The organism is Metabacillus litoralis (genome assembly GCF_020524045.1).
Classification (GTDB): Bacteria; Bacillota; Bacilli; order Bacillales; family Bacillaceae; genus Metabacillus; species Metabacillus litoralis_C.
On record NZ_JAIVKL010000002.1, the window covers coordinates 524567 to 544865 of the forward strand.

General features: G+C 33.9%; 21 protein-coding genes and 1 riboswitch. Of the genes, 3 read left to right on the forward strand and 18 right to left on the reverse strand.

The genetic code is table 11. The features are described 5' to 3' along the window. Positions 1 to 80: 80 nt before the first annotated feature. From LC076_RS05995 to LC076_RS06055, 13 genes are all read right to left on the reverse strand, one after another. Complete coding sequence (locus LC076_RS05995; protein WP_226666919.1) at positions 81 to 596, reverse strand: GNAT family N-acetyltransferase; 516 nt, start codon at positions 594 to 596, stop codon at positions 81 to 83. Further along, the gene (locus LC076_RS06000; protein WP_226666920.1) at positions 597 to 1184 is read right to left on the reverse strand and encodes a cob(I)yrinic acid a,c-diamide adenosyltransferase; all 588 of its coding nucleotides are present in this window, start codon (positions 1182 to 1184) and stop codon (positions 597 to 599) included. A 577-nt stretch (positions 1185 to 1761) separates the two neighbouring features. After that, complete coding sequence (locus LC076_RS06005; protein WP_226666922.1) at positions 1762 to 3558, reverse strand: ATP-binding protein; 1797 nt, start codon at positions 3556 to 3558, stop codon at positions 1762 to 1764. Next, entirely contained in the window at positions 3555 to 4277 is a 723-nt protein-coding gene (locus tag LC076_RS06010; protein ID WP_226666923.1) for a response regulator transcription factor, read from the reverse strand. Before LC076_RS06010 ends, LC076_RS06005 begins: the two co-directional genes overlap by 4 nt. A gap of 204 nt (positions 4278 to 4481) precedes the next feature. Further along, positions 4482 to 5657, reverse strand: coding sequence for a c-type cytochrome biogenesis protein CcsB (ccsB, locus tag LC076_RS06015; RefSeq protein ID WP_226666924.1), 1176 nt, complete (start codon positions 5655 to 5657; stop codon positions 4482 to 4484). Between the two features lie 20 nt (positions 5658 to 5677). After that, entirely contained in the window at positions 5678 to 7300 is a 1623-nt protein-coding gene (locus tag LC076_RS06020) for a cytochrome c biogenesis protein ResB (RefSeq protein WP_226666925.1), read from the reverse strand. An 18-nt stretch (positions 7301 to 7318) separates the two neighbouring features. Next, entirely contained in the window at positions 7319 to 7840 is a 522-nt protein-coding gene (gene resA / locus LC076_RS06025) for a thiol-disulfide oxidoreductase ResA (RefSeq protein WP_226666927.1), read from the reverse strand. A gap of 90 nt (positions 7841 to 7930) precedes the next feature. Continuing rightward, positions 7931 to 8665, reverse strand: coding sequence for a 23S rRNA pseudouridine(2605) synthase RluB (gene rluB, locus LC076_RS06030; protein WP_226666928.1), 735 nt, complete (start codon positions 8663 to 8665; stop codon positions 7931 to 7933). 562 nt (positions 8666 to 9227) lie between these two features. Further along, on the reverse strand, positions 9228 to 9758 hold the full coding sequence (locus LC076_RS06035) for a spore maturation protein (protein ID WP_226666929.1): 531 nt from the start codon (positions 9756 to 9758) through the stop codon (positions 9228 to 9230). Between the two features lie 6 nt (positions 9759 to 9764). Continuing rightward, the gene (locus LC076_RS06040) at positions 9765 to 10352 is read right to left on the reverse strand and encodes a nucleoside recognition domain-containing protein (protein ID WP_226666930.1); all 588 of its coding nucleotides are present in this window, start codon (positions 10350 to 10352) and stop codon (positions 9765 to 9767) included. A 1-nt stretch (position 10353) separates the two neighbouring features. After that, complete coding sequence (locus LC076_RS06045) at positions 10354 to 11496, reverse strand: D-alanyl-D-alanine carboxypeptidase family protein (protein ID WP_226666931.1); 1143 nt, start codon at positions 11494 to 11496, stop codon at positions 10354 to 10356. 384 nt (positions 11497 to 11880) lie between these two features. Next, on the reverse strand, positions 11881 to 12474 hold the full coding sequence (gene scpB / locus LC076_RS06050; protein WP_226666933.1) for an SMC-Scp complex subunit ScpB: 594 nt from the start codon (positions 12472 to 12474) through the stop codon (positions 11881 to 11883). 4 nt (positions 12475 to 12478) lie between these two features. Continuing rightward, positions 12479 to 13225, reverse strand: a complete 747-nt coding sequence (locus LC076_RS06055; protein ID WP_226666999.1) for a segregation/condensation protein A — start codon at positions 13223 to 13225, stop codon at positions 12479 to 12481. A 484-nt stretch (positions 13226 to 13709) separates the two neighbouring features. On the opposite strand from LC076_RS06055, the gene LC076_RS06060 reads away from it, so the two are divergent. Both LC076_RS06060 and LC076_RS06065 read left to right on the forward strand, forming a co-directional pair. Then, the gene (locus tag LC076_RS06060) at positions 13710 to 13802 is read left to right on the forward strand and encodes a YjcZ family sporulation protein (protein WP_226666934.1); all 93 of its coding nucleotides are present in this window, start codon (positions 13710 to 13712) and stop codon (positions 13800 to 13802) included. Positions 13803 to 13917: 115 nt separating this feature from the next. Continuing rightward, positions 13918 to 14445 carry a DUF309 domain-containing protein gene (locus LC076_RS06065; RefSeq protein ID WP_226667000.1) on the forward strand — a complete coding sequence of 176 codons (528 nt, stop codon included), beginning with the start codon at positions 13918 to 13920 and terminating at the stop codon, positions 14443 to 14445. A 54-nt stretch (positions 14446 to 14499) separates the two neighbouring features. Here the strand turns inward: LC076_RS06065 and LC076_RS06070 are convergent, their stop codons facing one another. The 5 genes from LC076_RS06070 to LC076_RS06090 all read right to left on the reverse strand — a co-directional run bounded on the left by LC076_RS06070 (position 14500) and on the right by LC076_RS06090 (position 19127). Further along, positions 14500 to 14868: a GNAT family N-acetyltransferase gene (locus LC076_RS06070; RefSeq protein ID WP_226666935.1), complete on the reverse strand. Its 369-nt coding sequence runs from the start codon at positions 14866 to 14868 to the stop codon at positions 14500 to 14502. A 263-nt stretch (positions 14869 to 15131) separates the two neighbouring features. Then, positions 15132 to 15596 (reverse strand): 6,7-dimethyl-8-ribityllumazine synthase, encoded by a 465-nt coding sequence (gene ribE / locus LC076_RS06075; protein ID WP_226666936.1) that lies wholly within the window; start codon positions 15594 to 15596, stop codon positions 15132 to 15134. A 194-nt stretch (positions 15597 to 15790) separates the two neighbouring features. Beyond that, positions 15791 to 16984: a bifunctional 3,4-dihydroxy-2-butanone-4-phosphate synthase/GTP cyclohydrolase II gene (locus tag LC076_RS06080; RefSeq protein ID WP_226666938.1), complete on the reverse strand. Its 1194-nt coding sequence runs from the start codon at positions 16982 to 16984 to the stop codon at positions 15791 to 15793. A gap of 36 nt (positions 16985 to 17020) precedes the next feature. Beyond that, complete coding sequence (gene ribE / locus LC076_RS06085) at positions 17021 to 17668, reverse strand: riboflavin synthase (protein WP_226666939.1); 648 nt, start codon at positions 17666 to 17668, stop codon at positions 17021 to 17023. Positions 17669 to 18171: 503 nt separating this feature from the next. Beyond that, positions 18172 to 18324: riboswitch (FMN riboswitch) on the reverse strand. 368 nt (positions 18325 to 18692) lie between these two features. Next, a complete protein-coding gene (locus LC076_RS06090; protein ID WP_226666940.1) occupies positions 18693 to 19127 on the reverse strand; it encodes a peptidylprolyl isomerase in 435 nt (144 codons plus the stop codon). 232 nt (positions 19128 to 19359) lie between these two features. Between LC076_RS06090 and LC076_RS06095 the strand changes: the two genes are divergently transcribed. Continuing rightward, positions 19360 to 20247: a DUF1002 domain-containing protein gene (locus tag LC076_RS06095; protein ID WP_226666941.1), complete on the forward strand. Its 888-nt coding sequence runs from the start codon at positions 19360 to 19362 to the stop codon at positions 20245 to 20247. Positions 20248 to 20299: the final 52 nt, after the last annotated feature.

Consider the following 20299-nt stretch of genomic DNA (forward strand, 5'->3'; position numbering starts at 1 on the left):
ACAATCATATTTCATGACAAAAAAAAGACCAAAACAAAACCCCCATCTTATAAAAAAAGTGGAGGTGTTTATCAGATAATCTAATTTAAAGGTTTATTAAGATAACATACCATGTGTTGTTCATCATAATAAGTATCCTGTATTTTCAACGCATTTCTTTCTTCAGCGTAAACTTGAAAACCTAATGATTGATATAAGTTTTTAGCTGGTTGATTTTCTGTTACAACAGTTAAATAGATTTGCTCTATTATCGATAAGTTTTTCGCATGTGTTATCGCCCTCTGCATCAATGCTCTAGCAAAACCAATTCCCCGATACTCTAAAGAAACATACATCGCATAAATCGTCGCACGATGCTGAAGCTTACTTTTGCTTTCATGAACCAATGTTACTGTACCAACAAGCTGTTTTTCAGAACATGCTCCAAACGTATAGGAATGACTAGAATGAAGCCTATTCTTAAAATTGATCATATCCAGTTCAACTTCTTCTTCATAACTTGAAGCAAAGGCCTCTGGATTATTTTTCAACGCTTCAAGCCTGATCGTTCGATATAGCTCAGCATGTTCAGCTGATAAGAGGATAATTTCCTTCATTTATTTATCGTCTTGATTTTTAGTTGGTTTATTTTTAAAAACAAGTGCACTTCGCTCATACTCAACATCCTTTACACCTAATCGGTAGTTAATCACACGAGCAATAGCAAAGAAGTAGTCGGACAATCGATTTAAATAAGATAAAACAATGTTATTTATTTCAGCTTCCTTTTGTAAAGTGACCGTACATCTTTCAGCTCTTCTAGTAACAGTTCTTGCAAGATGAATAACCGCCGCTCCAGGACTTCCTCCTGGTAAAATAAAACGCTCTAACTCAGGAGCCTCTTTTACATAATGATCAATTCTTTCTTCTAGAAAAGTGACCATGTTTTCCGTTGTTTTATAAGGATATTTTTCTTTAACAACTGCTAGATCTCCGCCACAATCAAATAACTCATGCTGAATTTTTTCTAATTCATTATATATGTCTTCAAATCGGGAATCAGTAAGCAAAGTCATTGCCTGGCCAACAAAGCTATTTGCTTCATCTATCGTTCCATATGCTTCAACTCGCAGGTGATCTTTATCAACACGACCACCAATGATACTTGTTTGTCCACGGTCACCCGTTCTTGTATATAAATTCAATCGATCCACACTCCAATCATTTTTATCTATTCTTATTAAACCATGATGATCATAACAGGTAAAACGATTAATGTTTTCTTTTGAAAATAAATATTAAATGATAGCTTTTGTTACAGCTACAACCTATTTTACTACAGTGCTGATTGTGAATCGTCAATCATAGACTAAACATAAATAGACGTTAGGTAAATCACCACCTTCAAGTTATAAAAGATGGTTATTAGACCACTCCACATTTCTTAAAACTTAATACAATCAACTGAGATTTAAATAAAGGCTATGTTAAAGCTTAAGGTTGATTTTTAACTTTGTTGATTGGAGTGAAAGGTATGAGACTCCTGCGGGAGAAGCGTGTCGAAGGGAGACCCCACAGGCGCTTGCGCCGAGGAGGCTTCCTGACCGCCCGCGGAAAGCGAATGCCTGTAACGGAAATCAACCACAAAGTTTAACAGAGCCTAAATAAACAATACATAAGAAAAAAAGCTTATAAACAAAATTCTGCACTTAGAATTTTGTCTATAAACTTTATTCAAAACATGTTAATTGTTTCTTATGAAACAAGATTGTTCGTCAAATTTCATTCGGATTTTGGCATATTTTTTGGTAAAAAGAAACTAAATGTCGTACCTTCATCTAATTTGCTATGAACCTGAATTTTCCCTTTATGTGCTTCAATAATATTTTTAACAATCGCTAAACCAAGTCCGGTCCCTGCTCTTCCCCTCGTTCTTGCTTTATCAGCTTTATAAAAACGTTCAAATACAAAAGGTAAGTCTTCCTGAGGAATTCCACTACCTGAATCCTGAACACTAATTGAGAGTCCATTTTGAAGCTCTTCAACTGTAAGTTGTACTGTCCCTTTTTCAGACGTATGGCGAATCGCATTATCGATTAAATTAGTTAAAACTTGCTCAATTCGGTCTGGATCTAATACATACTCTGATGTATTTATAGAAACCTCTGCGTTTAATGCAATTTTTTTGTCTTTGGCAAGGCCTTGAAATTTTCGATTTATCTTATCAATAAATTGTGGTATTGAGATTTCTTCCCGATTTAAAGAGATATGCCCTGCTTCCATTCGTGCTAAATCTAATAGGTCGTTAACTAATCGCCCCATTCTAAGTGATTCATCATGTATAACTTGGGCGATTTCTTTCTTTTCCTCATCCGAGCTAGCAATATCATCTACAATTGCCTCACTGTACCCTTGAAGCATTGAAATAGGTGTTCTTAATTCATGACTTACATTTGCAATGAAATCCTTACGAAGCTTATCAAGTCGACGTTCTTCTGTCATATCTCTAAGAACAGCTACAGCTCCACGTACATGTGATTGATTATATAAAGGGCTCATTAAAATAACCCAACTTCTACCTTGAATCATGATTTCAATCACTTGTTCTTTCTCAGTGTTTACTACCCGATGAAATAGATCCTGTGCTTCAGGTGGTAGCTCCTTACCTAGTTCAACCTTCATTTCCTGTTCATAATACCATGCTTGTAGAAATCTCTCTGCTGGGGGATTAGTTACTAATATCGTTCCATCAATATTTAATGTAATAACACCATCTGCCATACTACTTAGTATATTCGTCAAATGCTCTTTTTCCTGTCTAAGAGCATTAATATGAAATTTCAATTGTTTTCCCATTTGATTGAACGCAATTCCAAGCTCACCAATTTCATCATTAGACATGATCGGTACCTTTGTATCAAATTTCCCCTTTGCTAGCTCCTGAGCTACTTCTCTCATCTTTCTAAGCGGATATGTAATCCTCGTAGATAAGAAAAATGCAAAGATCGTTGTTAAAATGATCGCAATTCCTGCTGCTAAAATGATATATTTTGTTGTATGTTTCGTTGTTTCGTGAACAGCTTGTAATGATTGCGAAATGAAAACGGCTCCATTTTTATTTTCAGAAACTTTATATGGCACTCCAACTATGAGCACTTCGTCTTCACCATTTACATACTGATCATTCGAATTTATATTTGTTCGTTTACTTACTTTCTTCTGATTTGTTAATATTTTATAAAGAATGGGATCCTTTTTAATATCTTCAAAATCTAGATGAGCTATTTCATCTGTCTTAACTGGTGATTTCCAATAATGTGTTTCATCTTCAATGATCAATATATCAGTCATTTTATCTGTTAATTCCCATGATATAGACCTTGCAAGATCTTGATCATCATGACTTTCTATTATTGCTGAGACTTTATTGGCAAGCTGTGATAATTCTTTTTCAGCTTCATCAACATGATAATTCTCTATGAACTCAAGCATTAATATTGTAAGTACAAATAAAACAAAGGAAACGAGTAAAAGAATCGTTCCCCAAAGTTTTCCAACTACACTTCGCCAAAGAATCATGTATTGCTTACCTCAAATTTATAGCCAACTCCCCATACAGTGACAATCATTTTCGCAGCTTCTGGTGAAACCTTACTTAACTTTTCCCTTAACCTCTTAACATGTGTATCAACTGTTCGCAAATCACCAAAGAATTCATATTGCCATACTTCTTTTAGTAGTTTTTCTCGATCGTAAACTTTATCTGGTGTTTTTGCTAAAAAGTAAAGTAACTCATATTCCTTTGGTGTTAAGCTAACTTCAGTACCATCGGCTGTCACACGATGTGCATCATGATCAATCGAGAGATGTGGAAATACGATGACATTTTTAGTTTTGGTGTCCGTTTTTAAATAAGATGTTTGAGATGATCTTCTTAATAGAGCTTTAACTCTAAGCACTACTTCTCTAGGGCTAAACGGCTTGACAATATAATCATCTGTTCCTACTTCAAATCCTTGTACACGATTTGTTTCCTCACCTTTTGCAGTAAGCATAATAATTGGAGTTGCCTTTTTTTCACGTAACTGACGACAAACTTCAATTCCATCGATACCTGGCATCATGACATCTAGCATAATTAGATCATATTCCGTATTTAGCCCCATCTCTAATGCTTGGTGACCGTCCTCAGCTTCTTCAATTTCATAATTCTCTCTCTCTAAATACATTCTTATTAAACGTCGGATTCGATCTTCATCATCAACAACTAATATTTTTGCATGTTGGTTCTCTTCCATTAAGAACACTCCTTATGTATGAGATAAATAATATCTTTTTTGTTTTCCCTACTATTTCTACTTATTACACCTATCTTATCAAATAATATAAGTACATATGAATAAAAGCCTTCACTGCAAGAGTGAAGGCTTTTATAGCAGTGTTATTACTATTAATATGCTACTTACAGAATTATTCAACTAGTATGATGTTATTACAACCTATTATGCATAAGAATGCAAGCCCGCAATAACTAAGTTAACAAATATAAAGTTAAACATAATAATAGCAAAGCCAACTACGGCTAGCCATGCAGATTTTTCACCATGCCATCCTTTAGATAAACGAAGATGTAAATATGCAGCATAAAATAAGAAAGTAATAAGTGCCCAAACTTCTTTAGGATCCCAGCCCCAGAAACGAGTCCAAGCAATTTGTGCCCAAATCATGGCAAAAATCAATGCACCAAGAGTAAATATCGGGAAACCAATCGCAACAGATCGGTATCCAATTTCATCGACAAGCTCTATATTTACATTTTTTGTGAATGGTTTAATCAATGCAGAAATTCGCTTACGAAACACAACTCTGAATAACCCATAAAGAATGGACCCTACAAAAATTGACCATATCACAGTGTTTAATTTCACAGCTGAAATAATCGCAGGTAATTCAATGATTGGCTGGAATTTCCCTTCTGTTAGTAATTCACCTTCATTAGGTCCTACTAAAGCAGGCATATTAAATGTCATAACAGCTTCTTGATCTTTTTTATCAATCCAATTAAATTCTGCTGAATAATCAAGACCTTTGAATGTACTTGTAACAATGATGAAACCTAGTGTAATAACTAGAACATACATGATGGCTTCAAGCCAGAATGTTTTCTTTGATGCCTTACTTTGATCAACAACTGTAACAAGATGAATAATACCTGCTACAGCACTTATAGATAAAATTGCTTGTCCCAAAGCCGCAGTTGTTACATGAATATATAACCAATGACTTTGAAGAGAAGGTATAAGTGGACTTATATCTGTTGGAAACATACTTCCATAAGCAATAATTAAAACTACAATTGGTAAAGTAAATAATCCTAATATAGCTACTTTGTAAATAAAAAATAAAATAATGAAAGCAAAGACAAGCATCATCCCAAACGCTGTCGCAAATTCAAAAAGATTACTTACAGGAGCATGTCCTGATGCAATCCATCTTGTAATAAAATAACCTAATTGTGAAACAAAGCCAAGAATTGTTGTAGCAACAGCTAAAATTGTCCATTTACTCATTTTATCTGTTTTTTTACGTTTATCTCGGATTGATCCACCGAATAAAAAGATCGCTACTAAATAAATAATAAATGCAATCTCTAAAAAAGTAGCACTCAGTGCAGCCATGTTTTCCCCTCCCTAAAACATTATTGTTTTTCATTTTGATCATTTGGGATTTTTAATGGCGTATCTTTTAATACTTTGTTTATTTCTTGTGACAGTCCATACCAGTTCTTATTTGTATGTCCTGCAACAAGTACAGTATCATTATGAAGTTTAATCCAGATACGACGATGATTCCAGTACATTCCTTGGATAACACCAATCATAAAGATTGCGCCACCTATACCTAAGAACCATAATGTCATATCTTTTCTAACAGTTAGTGCTGTTAAATCCTTCGTTTCTACACCTTGAAAGATCATTTTGTACTGGTTATTACCTGAAGGCTCTATATTCTGCTGTATAGCAACAAAACTAGATTCACCTTCTGGAGTTTCTGGTGTGAACATTTTAAAAACAAAAGCAGGATTATTTGGTATCCGTGTTTTTGTAGCCGGTACACCTTCATCATCAAAGTAAAAATCAGGAAGATATGTTGCTAGCTGTACCTTATACCCATTACCAAGATCGTATTCTTTGGCAGGATCTAATAAATCTACTGTTAATTCCCCAAAGCTTTCCTCTGTTTCCTTATCTATTAAACTGAATTTCATTTTATTGAGCTCATTTAATTTATAATCTACTTGATAAAGAGAAAAAGCATCAAACTTTAATGGTTCGTTAACCCTAATCTCTTCTTTTTTTATTTCTTTTAACTCAGGCTCTGCACCATGAACTATTTCACCTGTTCGTTCATATAATACGACATTCGATTGAAAGTTTTTAACAACTGAACCATCTCCAACACGGTTAATCGCATCTTCGAACACTTCATTTTCTTTGTCTTTCTCGTAAACTTCCATAATGAAATCGTCGTTTTTTAAGTAATACTGACCTTCAGTTCCAGGGATAACTGCTGTTTCCCCTTCTCTTACCCAAAGAACTTCATCAACATACATACCAGGAACAAAACGAAGCATTGCACCAAATAAGAAGATAATAAGACCACAATGATTTACATATGGGCCCCATCTTGAAAAACGGCCTTTTTCTGCTAAGATATTTCCATTCTCTTCTCTAACACGATATCGACTAGAAACAAGTCGTTCTTTTATTTGTTGGGAATCATAATCTTCCGTTTGTGTTTCACTATATAATCTTTGACGCTTCATGAATGATTCATGTCTTGTTACACCTTGCTTTTTTAAAGCACGGTAAAGTGGAACAAAACGGTCTAAACTAGCAATAACTAGTGAAATACCAATAGAAGCTACTAAAATCATATACCACCATGAGCCATATAAATTATGAAAACCTAATTCATAGTACAGCTGACCTAAGATACCATATTCATCTTTATAAAATTGTGATGCGGTAGATGTTGGTGGTATATACATCTCTTGAGGAAAAACAGTACCTAAAGCTGATGCGATAAGCGTTAAAACAATTAACCAAACTCCGACCTTAACCGATGAAAAAAAGTTCCATATTTTATCAACGATCGTTTTCTTATAAGTTTGAGAGCGTCTAGCAGATCCTTCATACTTCATATCCAATAATTTCTTAGGTTCATTTCTCTCTTTTTCACCTATTGGATTCCCACATGATTCACACATTAGGGTTCCTTCTGGATTTGCATGACCACACTCACACATAACCTTGTTCATGCTAAAAAACTCCCCATTTTAAGGTTTAATCTGTTCCATATAATCTCTTATCATTCTTTCAGTTAATGTGCCTGAAGTAATTGCCTCTACTCTACCTTCTGGATTAATCAAGAAGGTTGTTGGTAAAGGACCGACGCCATAAGCATTTAGCACTTGTTTATCCTTGTCTAAAATAACTGGAAATGATAGATTATGTTTATCAATAAATGTTTGCACCGCTATATTTGATTCAGCAATATTAACGGCTAACACCTCAACACCTTGATCTTTATAATATGCATACTGGTTATCCATATAAGGCATTTCACGTTCACATGGCTCACACCAAGTACCCCAGAAATTGAGAAAAACTCCCTTTCCTTTGTAATCAGATAATTGATGTTTATTTCCTTCTAAATCCTTTAAAACAAAGTCAGGTGCTTCACTTCCAACCTTCACTCTTTCTTTGCTTACAAAAAAATTCGAATATAATGTGTATCCTAATGCACCAATTAATAAGATTAATATGACAGAGCGCATGAGTAAGCGTTTTTTCTTCATTTCACACTCTCCTACTCCTTAGACATTCTAAATAATTATAACATTAACGTACAATATGCTTGTCAGGATTTTTTGAAGTTTATGTGAAAATTATTTTAATTTATTTCCATGCTGTGCAAGAGATCTTAACTGTTTCACTTCATGTGGTGTTAACTCTCGTGAGTCCCCTGTATTAAGGCCACTAAGATTAAGAAAAGCAAATTTTTCACGTTTTAACTTTTGAACAGGATGATCAATTGCTTCAAACATACGTCTTACTTGACGATTACGTCCCTCATGAATAACAATTTCAATAATGCTCGTGTTTTTCTTTTTATCCACTGATAAAACCTTCACATGTGCAGGAGCTGTTTTCCCATCCTCAAGCATAACGCCTCTTTCTAGCTGCTTAATCTTTTCACGAGTAGGAATTCCTTTTACTTTTGCCACATAAGATTTATCAACCTCGTAGCGTGGATGCATAAGAATATTAGCAAATTCACCATCATTCGTTAGTAGCAAAATTCCAGATGTATCATAATCTAATCTTCCAACTGGATATATTCGTTGTTTTATATAAGGAAAGAAGTCTGTGACAACCTTTCTTCCTTTATCATCTTTAACAGCAGAAATGACACCGCTTGGTTTATATAAAATAACATAAATAGGTTCCTCACGTTCTAATGGAATTCCTTCTACTTCAACTCGGTCATTATCCGAAACCTTTGTACCTAATTCTTTTACAGTCTTACCATTAACCTTCACTTTACCTTCTAAAATTAATTCCTCTGCCTTTCGTCGTGAAGCTACACCAGCATGAGCAATTACCTTTTGTAAGCGTTCCATTTCTTTCACCTCTATAATATATTACTTTTTTCATTTTATTTTCACAAGTTTCGACAATTTATAATCAAACAGGTTTTTATGTTGTATTTATAACTAATGACCTTTTTAAAACTCTTTAGTATCTCAATTACCTGCTATACTGAAAATCACTTTCACTCTATGTAAAGGATAAAAGCAAAAGTTGTGAAAATGTGCTTTCCTATCATACCATAATTATGAATCAATATACTATCTCACCATTTATTAAGTAGACTATGTTAATGCTTAATGTTGATTTTTAGCACTTTGTTGATTGGAGTGAAAGGCATGAGACTCCTGCGGGAGAAGCGTGTCAAAGGGAGACCCCACAGGCGCTTGCGCCGAGGAGGCTCCCGGACCGCCCGCGGAAAGCGAATGCCTGCAACGGAAATCAACAACAAAGTTTAACAGAGCCATTAAGTAAAACTACCACATCTTATACTTGTTTGATTGACTTCTTAACTATTACTATCTCTTCCTTACAAACAAAAAAACCCGGCAAGACATGAGCCGAGTTAAGAATTCTATATAAATTTCATTTTGATTATGAAAACATTAATGTAACAACCACAATAGCTGCAATAATTCCTACTAAATCTGCTAGTAATCCTACCTTTAATGCATCACCCATTCTTCTAATTCCTACTGCTCCAAAGTATACAGTAAGTACATATAAAGTGGTATCTGTACTACCTTGCATCGTTGCTGCTAACATACCGATAAATGAATCTGGTCCATAAGTTGAGATAATATCGGAAGTTAAACCTAATGCTGCAGTACCAGATATTGGACGAATGAAGGCCAAAGGAACAATCTCAGCAGGTATATTTAAAACTTCCAGAGCAGGTTTCATAAAATTCATCAAAAATTCTAATGCTCCAGATGCTCTGAACACTGAAATCGCTACTAACATTCCTACTAAATAAGGAATAATGGAAAAAGAGATATTTATCCCCTCTTTTCCCCCCTCTACAAATGACTCATAAGTTGGAACCTTTTTCAATGTTCCATAAATTAATATGAAGCCAATAATTACAGGTATGATCCATAATGATATTACACCAATGATCCCCATGTATAATCACCCTTTTCTCTTTCTCCTATAATAAAAGTAACGATCTATGACAATTGCTCCAGTTGTTGATAAAAATGTTGCAATTAATGTAGGTCCGACAATGCTAGTTGGTGAAGAAGATCCATAGGTCATCATAATCGCAATTACGGTTGTAGGTATAAGTGTTAGGCTTGAAGTATTAATTGCTAAAAATGTAATCATCGACCTACTCGCTTTATCTGAATTGCCATTTAACACCTTTAATTGTTCCATGGCCTTTATCCCTAATGGAGTTGCTGCATTTCCTAAACCAAATAAATTAGCCATCATATTAGACAGCATATATCCCATCGCTGGATGTTCAGGCGGTACCTCTGGGAAAAGTCGTGTCACAATTGGTTTGAATAAATTTCCTAGCTTTTCTAATAATCCTGCATTTTCAGCAACTTTCATTAGTCCTAGCCAAAATACTAAAACACTAATAAATCCTATAGAGATTGTAACTGCTTCTTTACCACCTTTAAAAATCGCTTCATTTACCTGTTCCATTGTTCCATTAAACATGGCAAATACTATACCTATAACCGTTAACATGACCCAAATTATATTCACCATATTACTTCACACCAGATACAGCGAAAAATAGATTTTTAAACAATTCCCAAAATGAACCTTTTGGCTTTTCAACGTTTCCATTATCAAAATAGATGGGAATTTCCGCAATTTTTCTTTCGTCTAATTTAACTTGTAATTCTCCAACTACATTTGGTACTTTGTCTTCCCTTTTCCACTCTTCACTTGGTTTTTGTAACTTTAAACCAATGTTCACTTTCTCCTGTTCTTCTTTTGTTAAAGGATACGTAACATTTCTTTCGATAAAAACCTTATTTTTATAAAACTCATTGTCTATTCCTTTAAGCGTACCTTCATTCTTCAACTTTACTAACTCAAAATGGCTATATGCATAGTTGTGAAGATTCATATGATCCTTCCAATCATCAGGATCATTTAAAGTGACAACAATTGTGTCAAAGCCATCTTTTGATGCAGTTGATACTAACGTTCTTTTTGCTCGAACAGTATATCCTGTTTTCCCCCCAGTGCTGTATTCATAAAGTTGTGTTAATAATTTATTTTTGTTATGCCATACTCTGTCCCATTTTTCATTAGGGTTTGGCGCACGATGTGTTTCAGTACCTGATATTTTTTGATAAGTTTCATTTTTCATTGCATATTGAGTTAAAATCGCCATGTCGTAGGCAGTTGAAAAATGGTTTTCATGATCATCAAGTCCATGTGGATTAGCAAACACAGTATTTGTCATACCTATCTCTTCTGCTTTTTGGTTCATCATGACAACAAATCCTTCAAGACTTCCTCCAACATGCTCAGCAATTGCTACTGCCGCGTCATTTCCAGAACGAAGCATTAATCCGTAAACTAAATCCTCTAATTTAATTTTTTCACCTTTTTGAAGATATATAGCCGATCCTTCAGCTTTAAGTACTCGATCACTCACTGTGACCATTTCATCTAGTTTTCCAGATTCAATAGCTAAGATCGCTGTCATTATCTTTGTGATACTTGCAATTCTCATTTTTTTGTGAGCATCTTTTTCATACAATACTCTACCAGATTCTTGATCTATTAAAATGGCAGTTTGTGCACTTACGCCAATAGCTGAAGTCTGGTGTGGGAGTAAAGTAATAAGAAATAAAATGATCAATACCCCTGTTGTCATTTTCTTTATTTGCAACATAATGCATCCACGTCCCCTTACTTGTTTTGTACAAGTTTATGCAGGTGGACAAAGCTTATGATAAAAAATTCAATTTACAACTAAGGTTTCAATTCTTCCTTTTGACTAGAAACTGATCGTCAATTAATTCACCAATATAAAAAAGCCTGATAGTATCAATTGATTTTAGTGTGAAAATCAATGTTTTATCAGGCTAAGGTTTGTTCATTAAGTTTTATTATGGCTGTTTTCGCAAATTTTGTTGCTTTTATATCCCCTAAGCAATCAGCACTGTATTAAGTCTAGTGACATCTTTTCTTCTTAGAATAGTACCCTAGTGGGAAAACACTGTTTTTATTTCATATTTTGGTTACATAGCAACAATCGTTCAGAAAAGAGCCTTTATTATAGATCTTCTAATGTTTCATTAAACTTCTCGAAAAACAAATCAGCTTCTTCTTGTTCAAAATCATCATCTGTTTTCTCCGGAAGCGGCGGTAACTCTTTAATTGATTTCAGGCCAAAATATTCAAGAAACTCTCTTGTTGTTCCATATAAAATCGCACGACCTGTACCTTCCGCTCTTCCAACCTCTTTGATCAAGATTTTTGATACGAGAGTTTGAATTGGTCTTTCTGTTTTCACTCCACGTACTTCCTCAATTTCTACTCTTGTAATCGGTTGTCTATATGCAACAATCGCTAATGTTTCAAGCGCAGCTTGTGACAATGAGCTGTTTACTGGAGATTCCACTAATTTTTTCAAATAAGAAGCATGGATTTTTTTAGTAGTAAGTTGATAATGTCCTGCCACTTCTACTAATTCAATTCCTCGTTTTTTTTCTTTATAGCTCGAAGAAAGCTCTCCTAAAATGTCCATGACCTCTTGCTCTTCTAACTCTAATACTGTAACTAACTGCTTAAGAGAAAGCCCCTCATCTCCTGAAGCAAATAAAAGAGCCTCGACAATTGAATTCCACTCAATAACTCCTAAGGACATGATACTACTCACTCCCCATTATAAAAATGTCTGCAAAATTATTTTCTTGTTCAATCAATATTGAATGTGTTTTCATTAATTCTAATATTGCCAAAAATGTAACAACTAAATGATCTTTATTATTTGATGTAAATAAGTCGGTGAATTTACGTCTACCTGGATTTGTTTTAAGGTCCATTAATATTTCTTCCATTCTTTTTTCAATCGGTATTTCTTGTCTTGAGATTGTCGTTTGAACTGGTTTTTGAATTTTTTTCCTGCGAAGCATTTTTTGAAAAGCACCTAACATATCATAAATTGATACATTTAAGGACTCCATATGATTCGTTGATTCAATTGCATATTCACTCAGATCACTAGGAGCCTTTGTATAAACCTGTAAACGATCTTCTTCAAGAGTTCGTAAATCTTCTGCTGCTTCCTTATATTTACGATACTCAATAAGTCGCTGCATTAACTCTTCACGAGGATCTTCTTCAGGTTCATCACCGAATTCTTCATCAAACAATTCTTCCTCTTGCTTCGGTAATAACATTCTACTTTTAATAGAAAGCAAAGTAGCTGCCATCACTAAATATTCTGACGCTATATCAAGATGCATCTCCTGCATTGTGTGAATATATAACATGTATTGCTCCGTAATTTCCGATACAGGTATATCATATATATCAATTTCCAAACGATTAATTAAATGTAATAAAAGATCCAAAGGTCCTTCAAACGCATCAATTTTCACATGATATTGCAATATTTATCCCACCATTCTTACAACTAGCCAACATATAGTATAGAATAAATTTTCAACATGTCCAATATTTATTTATAAACAAGTCTCAGTAACCTGCCAATTTTCTTATGCTAGCCTGAAGATAAGTTTGTTAATGGTCCTTTTAACTTTAGTCAATAAAGTTGCCAAAATATAATCCGTGAGACCCTAATTATGAGGCTAAGTACTTCAACCAAAGGAAGAGCTAAAAGATATGTTCGCAAATAGTTTGTTTATGGAAAATCCCTTAAAAGTTAGCTCATTTTATAATTTTTTCAGTTAAGAAATATTTATCACCACCTAAGATTTATCATAGATTAGACATTATTCGACACCCTCTAATTTTTCTTAAGGTATGACAAAAAATTTCTTCAACAAAATTGATGAATCTAGACATCAGCCTATACCACTCAGCGTTTTGCTCATATATTATAAATTGTAATAGCTAAACATTAAGGAGGAATTCATCATGGGTGAAGCAGGATATAATTATGGAGCAGGATTTGCGTTAATCGTTGTATTGTTTATTTTATTAATAATCGTTGGCGCTGCTTGGTTATAGTAATTAATTAAAGCTGCTGAACTATCAGCAGCTTTTTTCAATACATATTAACATCAAAAAATTGTTTCAATATATGATACACTTATTCAAAAATGGATTTTAAGGAGGAATTCCTATAAATACGTATGATTCGGCATATATCGATTATCTCATTTACTTTCATTGTGAACGAGATTATTTTGAATGTCATGAGGTTCTCGAAGAGCATTGGAAAAAAGATCCACCCAGAGCACGGAAAAACTATTGGGTCGGACTCATACAGGTTGCAGTAGGGCTTTACCATCAAAGAAGAAACAACTTTTCAGGAGCTAATCGAATGATTTCTAATTCAATCCACCTACTTGAAAGTGAAGAGAAAATGCTTAAAAACTTAGGTTTAGACAGTGAAAAGTTAATTAAGCTATTAAAACAAAGACAAAAGGAAATCATGGATTATAAACCTTATCATAGTTTTAATTTACCTATTCTTGATAAGCAGTTAGAAACATTATGTTTAGATCGGTGTTATAAAGAAAACCTTATTTGGGGGAAGCAGAGCGACTTAAATAATGAGTATTTAATACACAAACATACAAAACGAGATAGATCTGAGGTTATATCCGAACGAGAGGTTCAGCTAAAAAAACGAAGCTTTAAGAAATAAAGGTATTCATCACATTAAAAACAAGCCATAAATCATTTTATGGCTTGTTTTTAATTATTCACAATCTTGAGTAGACTCATTCGAACATTTTTCAAAGAAAGCCTTAGTGTCTTCATTAGGAACAACAGTTTTGTTTTTGTAAAGATCTGTGATCGCATTCAACATTGTCTTCCCAACACCTTGATGACGGTGAGATGGATTCACAGTAATATGCTGAACTTCTACAAAATCTTCTCCTTTGAATATAACGCCAATTGCACCAATGATATCTTCTTCATATTTCCACAAAAACAGCTGCCAGTTATCTTCAACTTCATACTGCTTTATCGTTTGCTGCAATTGTTTTATATCTTTTTCTGCTGGCATAAAAGACAATAGTCCCATGGCAATCTTCTCAAAACTTTTTTTATAGCGAATTAACATATATACCCCTCATTAACGAAATAGCTCCCTTTTCCTGGAAGAAAAACATTCCCCAGAAAAATGCAACTTGTGATAAGTAAAATTCCTTATGTTCTACATGTTGAAATGATACAAATCGGTTTTTGACTGACGGTTATTACTTGCCATTTACCATAATTTTAAATAGATATAGCTAAAAATGTAATTGTGTATTTGCTAATTATAAAGTTCTTCTCAAGATATTATATACAGATTTCTATCTTTTTTAAACACTTTTACGTAAATTACTCAAAAGAGTTAAGTAAATTAGCCATTTCAATAGCTGTTACAGCTGCTTCATAACCTTTATTACCTGCTTTTGTTCCTGCTCTTTCCACTGCTTGCTCAATTGTTTCTGTTGTTAAAACACCAAAGATAACTGGCACACCTGTTGTTAAAGATGCTTGTGATACACCTTTAGCTGCCTCGTTACATACATAATCATAGTGAGTTGTTGCACCACGAATAACAGTACCTAATGTAATGACTGCATCATATTTACCTGATTCCGCTAATTTTTTTGCAACTAATGGTAATTCAAAAGCCCCTGGAACCCATGCAATGGTTACATTTTCATTTTCAACCCCATGTCTTCTTAACCCATCTTCTGCTCCACCAAGAAGTTTAGATGTAATAAATTCATTAAAACGAGCTACCACGATTGCAACTTTTAAACCACTACCAATTAAATGTCCTTCAAATGTTTTCATATTAATTCCTCCATATTTGTTTTTTAAAAGGCTATTTTCGTAAACTTTGTTGCTTTTAGTCATATTAAGAAAACAGCACTATATAAAGTCTAGTGGCATCTTTTCTTCTTAGAATAGTACTTATATATAATAAAAACATTGTTACTAACAGGAAATTAGGTTAATTAGCAACATTCTTTCAGAAAAGAGCTTTTTTAAAAGTGTAAAAAATGACCTAGCTTTTCATACTTTGTACGAAGATATTGTTTATTTTCTTCTCTTTCAGGCATCTGAATTGGTATACGATCAACTATCGTTAATCCATATCCTTCTAGCCCAGCAATCTTACGAGGATTGTTAGTTAATAATTTCATTTTTTGTATACCTAAATCTTTAATAATTTGAGCACCTATGCCATAATCTCTTAAATCAGGAGCAAAGCCTAATTTTTCATTTGCAGCGACTGTATCGTATCCTTCTTCCTGAAGCTTATATGCCTTCATCTTGTTAAGAAGACCAATCCCACGACCTTCCTGACGCATATAAAGCAGAACACCTTTACCGGCTTTGTCAATCTGTGTGAGTGCAGCATGTAGCTGAGGGCCACAATCACATCGGTAAGAACCGAATACATCACCTGTTAAACATTCAGAATGAACTCTTACAATCACATCTTCACTTGAATCTATATCACCTTTAACAAAAGCAACGTGTTCTTTCTCATCTAACGTATTCGAATAACCAATCGCTTTAAAAGAACCAAATTCTGTTGGAAGATCTATTTCTACTTCGCGTTTCACTAACTTTTCTGTTCTGTTTCGATATTTAATTAAGTCTTTAATTGTAATAATTTTTAAATTGAGCTCTTCAGAAAGAATTAATAAATCTGGTACTCTTGCCATTGTTCCATCTTCTTTAATAATTTCACATATAACACCACCAGGTTTACCACCACTTAAAAGAGATAAATCTACTGCAGCTTCTGTATGACCGGCGCGTCTTAACACACCACCAGTTTTTGCAATAAGCGGAAAAGTATGACCTGGTCGCTTAAAGTCGGCTGACTTTACATCTTCTGATAAAAGTGCTTTAACAGTATCAGCACGCTCAAATGCACTTATCCCAGTTGTGTTTGTTTTATAATCTACACTGACTGTAAAAGCTGTTCCATGTGGATCTGTATTTTGTGTTACCATTGGTGTCAAATCTAATTTCTTAGCTTGGTCTTCTGTAATGGGAACACAAACTAGACCTCTACCGTGTTTTATCATAAAGTTGATTGTTTCAGGTGTTACGCGATCAGCCAACGAAACAAAATCTCCTTCATTTTCACGATCTTCATCATCCACAACTATGACAACTTTACCTTCTTTTAAGTCTGCTATTGCTTCGTCTATTGTGTGAAACATATAAATACCCCCTATCAAATAAAAGCTTTAAAACAATTAAGCATAACCATTTTCTTCTAAAAATGATTTACTTAAAGAAGAATTTTTTGGAGTTATTTGTTGATTGACGAATTTCTTAATGTACTTACCAACCATATCACATTCGATATTAACAATGTCCCCAACATCCTTAGATCCTAAAATTGTTTCAGTTAAGGTATGTGGAATGATAGAGATTGATACTATTTCTTTGTCTAAACCAAAAATCGTTAAGCTTATGCCGTCTATTGTTATAGATCCTTTATGAATCAGTGTATCTGTTAGACTTTCAGCAATTTTCAAATCATAATACACCGCATTTGAGAATCGCTGCTTTTTAATAATTTGAGCGGTTCCATCAACATGACCTGACACAAAATGACCACCAAACCTACCATTGGCTGCCATTGCTCTTTCTAAGTTCACTTTTGAGCCTTGCTTTAATTGTGATAAAGATGTGCTTTTTACAGTTTCCGGCATAACGTCGACCGAAAAAGAACCTTCATTATATTCAGTTACTGTTAAACAAACTCCGTTCACAGCTATACTGTCACCTAGATTGATATCATGCATTATTTTTTTTGCTTCAATCGAGAACACTATTGCTTCTTTAGAGCTTTGAAGCTTTTTAATTGATCCTATTTCTTCAATAATTCCTGTAAACAAATAAATCCCTCACTTTACAATGTGCTTTTCCTTTTAAATTCCTCCCTATATTAATTGTCATATTATCGTTTACATGAAGTATTTTGGCCTATTCGTGGATTGCGATCTATTTTTCATTTCTCCACTTTATTCTACCTGATTAAGTAAAAGACATTCTTGTTGTAGTAAGTAAACTAAATAGATACCCGTGTAACAACGCATTGAGAAATTGTGACGACAAACCCAAGTCGATAGTTTGCAATCTTTCCTTCAAAAATAATTTATTTCTCTTGAAAAAATCCATAAATTCAACTAGGCAACCGACTTTTCTACAGAAATTACGTGCTAACGAGATGTCTATAAACTTATCCACAGATCAAGAATTTTATTTTTTCCTAAACGATAAAAAGCCCAAAGTCTTAGACTTAGGGCTTTAATAGTTAAGTAATTGATATTTGAGTATGTCAAATAAGAGTATTAAATTTCCTTTTTAAAAAGAATTTAATACACCGCAAGAAAATTGCGCAATTCTTCTCCCATCCAGACTATAACTGTCGGCCCTAGAATTTCACTAGATCCACCGCTAACATGTTTGAAAGCGGGTCACGGACTTAGAAGTGTACAAAATACAACTCATCACCGCCGGTAGGGAATTTCACCCTGCCCCGAAGAATGTAAAAACGAAATATGAAATTTTAAGTTAGTTGTTAACTGGACATGTGTACGATAACATTGTCGATTATCTTTCCAACAACTAGTTTCTACTGTCGAATTCATATCAATTAAACAACAACTATAAATTTATTTTATCTGTATAATGAGCTTCTTGCAATATTTAAGATTTTTTTATGTCATATTTTTTAATTTAGCTCTTGTTTACATGGTTGTCGATATCCTTTACATTCAGTCGCTAACCTCCTGAGAATATTAATAAAGTTCAAAAAACAGCACGATATTCTACTCTCGGTACTACCTAGTTGAAACCTAGAAAATGAAAAATCATAAGAAAAGCTGCACCTATAATGTTCAGGTACAGCTTAAAAACTTATTCTTCTGTGATTTTTACTTCTTTCATCACATCATTTGGTTTAATGTTATAAATTGCTTCAAGATTATCTGTTACTTTCCCAAAAACTGTATGAACACCGTTTAAGTGTGGTTGTGGTTCGTGAACGATAAAGAATTGACTACCACCTGTATCTTTACCCGCATGTGCCATTGATAGCGAGCCAGCTTCATGTTTATGAGGATTTCCTTGTGTTTCACACTTAATTGAGTAACCAGGTCCACCTGTTCCAGTGCCATTAGGACAACCGCCTTGTGCTACAAAACCAGGGATAACACGGTGGAAAGTTAAGCCATTGTAGAATCCTTCGTTTGCTAATTTCTCAAAGTTTGCTACAGTTCCAGGTGCTTCGTTTGGATATAACTCAATTCCAATTGTATCTCCATTTTCCATTGTAATTTGCGCTTTTTTCATATGTATGAAACCTCCAATAAGTATTATACGTCTAATAGACATGAACACCTATCTATTCTACTATAACTAAGATGCAAACACCAAATAGATCAACCTATAAAGTTTAAAAAGATTAGTAACTAATTTTCCTTTTTAACACTTCTTAACAAAAATAGGGTATTGACTATTAAGAAAAAGCTCTATAATAGATGTGATAGAATTTAAAGTGAAGTAAATCACGGAGGTCTTTAATTTGAAAAAAACGATGATTACCATAATGGCTATATTTTTGTTATCTTTTCCAACTCTAAGCTTTGCTGATGCAGTTGTTGGAGACATGATAATCACACTTGGAGAAAATTTAACAGAACAGCAAAAGCAAACACTTTTAAAAGAAATGAATGCAACTGAGCAAGACCAAATTCTTACGGTGTCTAACGAGGAAGAGCATCAATATTTAGGTGAATATATCCCAAAAGCTACAATTGGCACAAAAGCCATCTCTTCTACTAGTATTACTATTGAAAAAGCAGGGTCAGGACTTGAAGTCACTACTAAAAATATCAATTGGGTAACTGATGAAATGTATTTAAATGCACTTATGACCGCTGGAATTAAAGATGCTTCAATCTATGTAACAGCACCTTTTGAAGTTTCGGGAACTGCAGCATTAACAGGTTTAATAAAAGCCTATGAAATTTCTTCAGATAAAGTGATTCCTGAAGATGTAAAACAAGTTGCAAATGAAGAGTTAGTCACAACAGCTAAGCTAGGTGATGAAGTAGGAGCAGAAAATGCCTCTGCACTCATGGCAAAAATTAAAGATGAAATTGCTAAAAATGGTGTACCTGAAACAGAGGCAGATCTTCGAACTCTTATTGAAAATGCAGCAAATGAGCTTGGTATCACATTATCAGAAGATGATATTAACAGCTTAATTAATCTTTTTAACAAGATGAAAGAACTTAACATTGATTGGAACCAAGTTGGACAGCAACTTGAACAAACAAAAGATAAAATTACAAACTTCTTAAATTCTGAAGAAGGTCAATCTTTTTTACAGCAAGTGAAAGAATTCTTTATTGCATTATGGGACGCAGTTATTTCGATTTTCACAAACAACAATGAACAAAATGCATGAAATAATGAGTATATGCACTTTTTCTTGATAAGTTAGTTATCCTTCCGTTCTT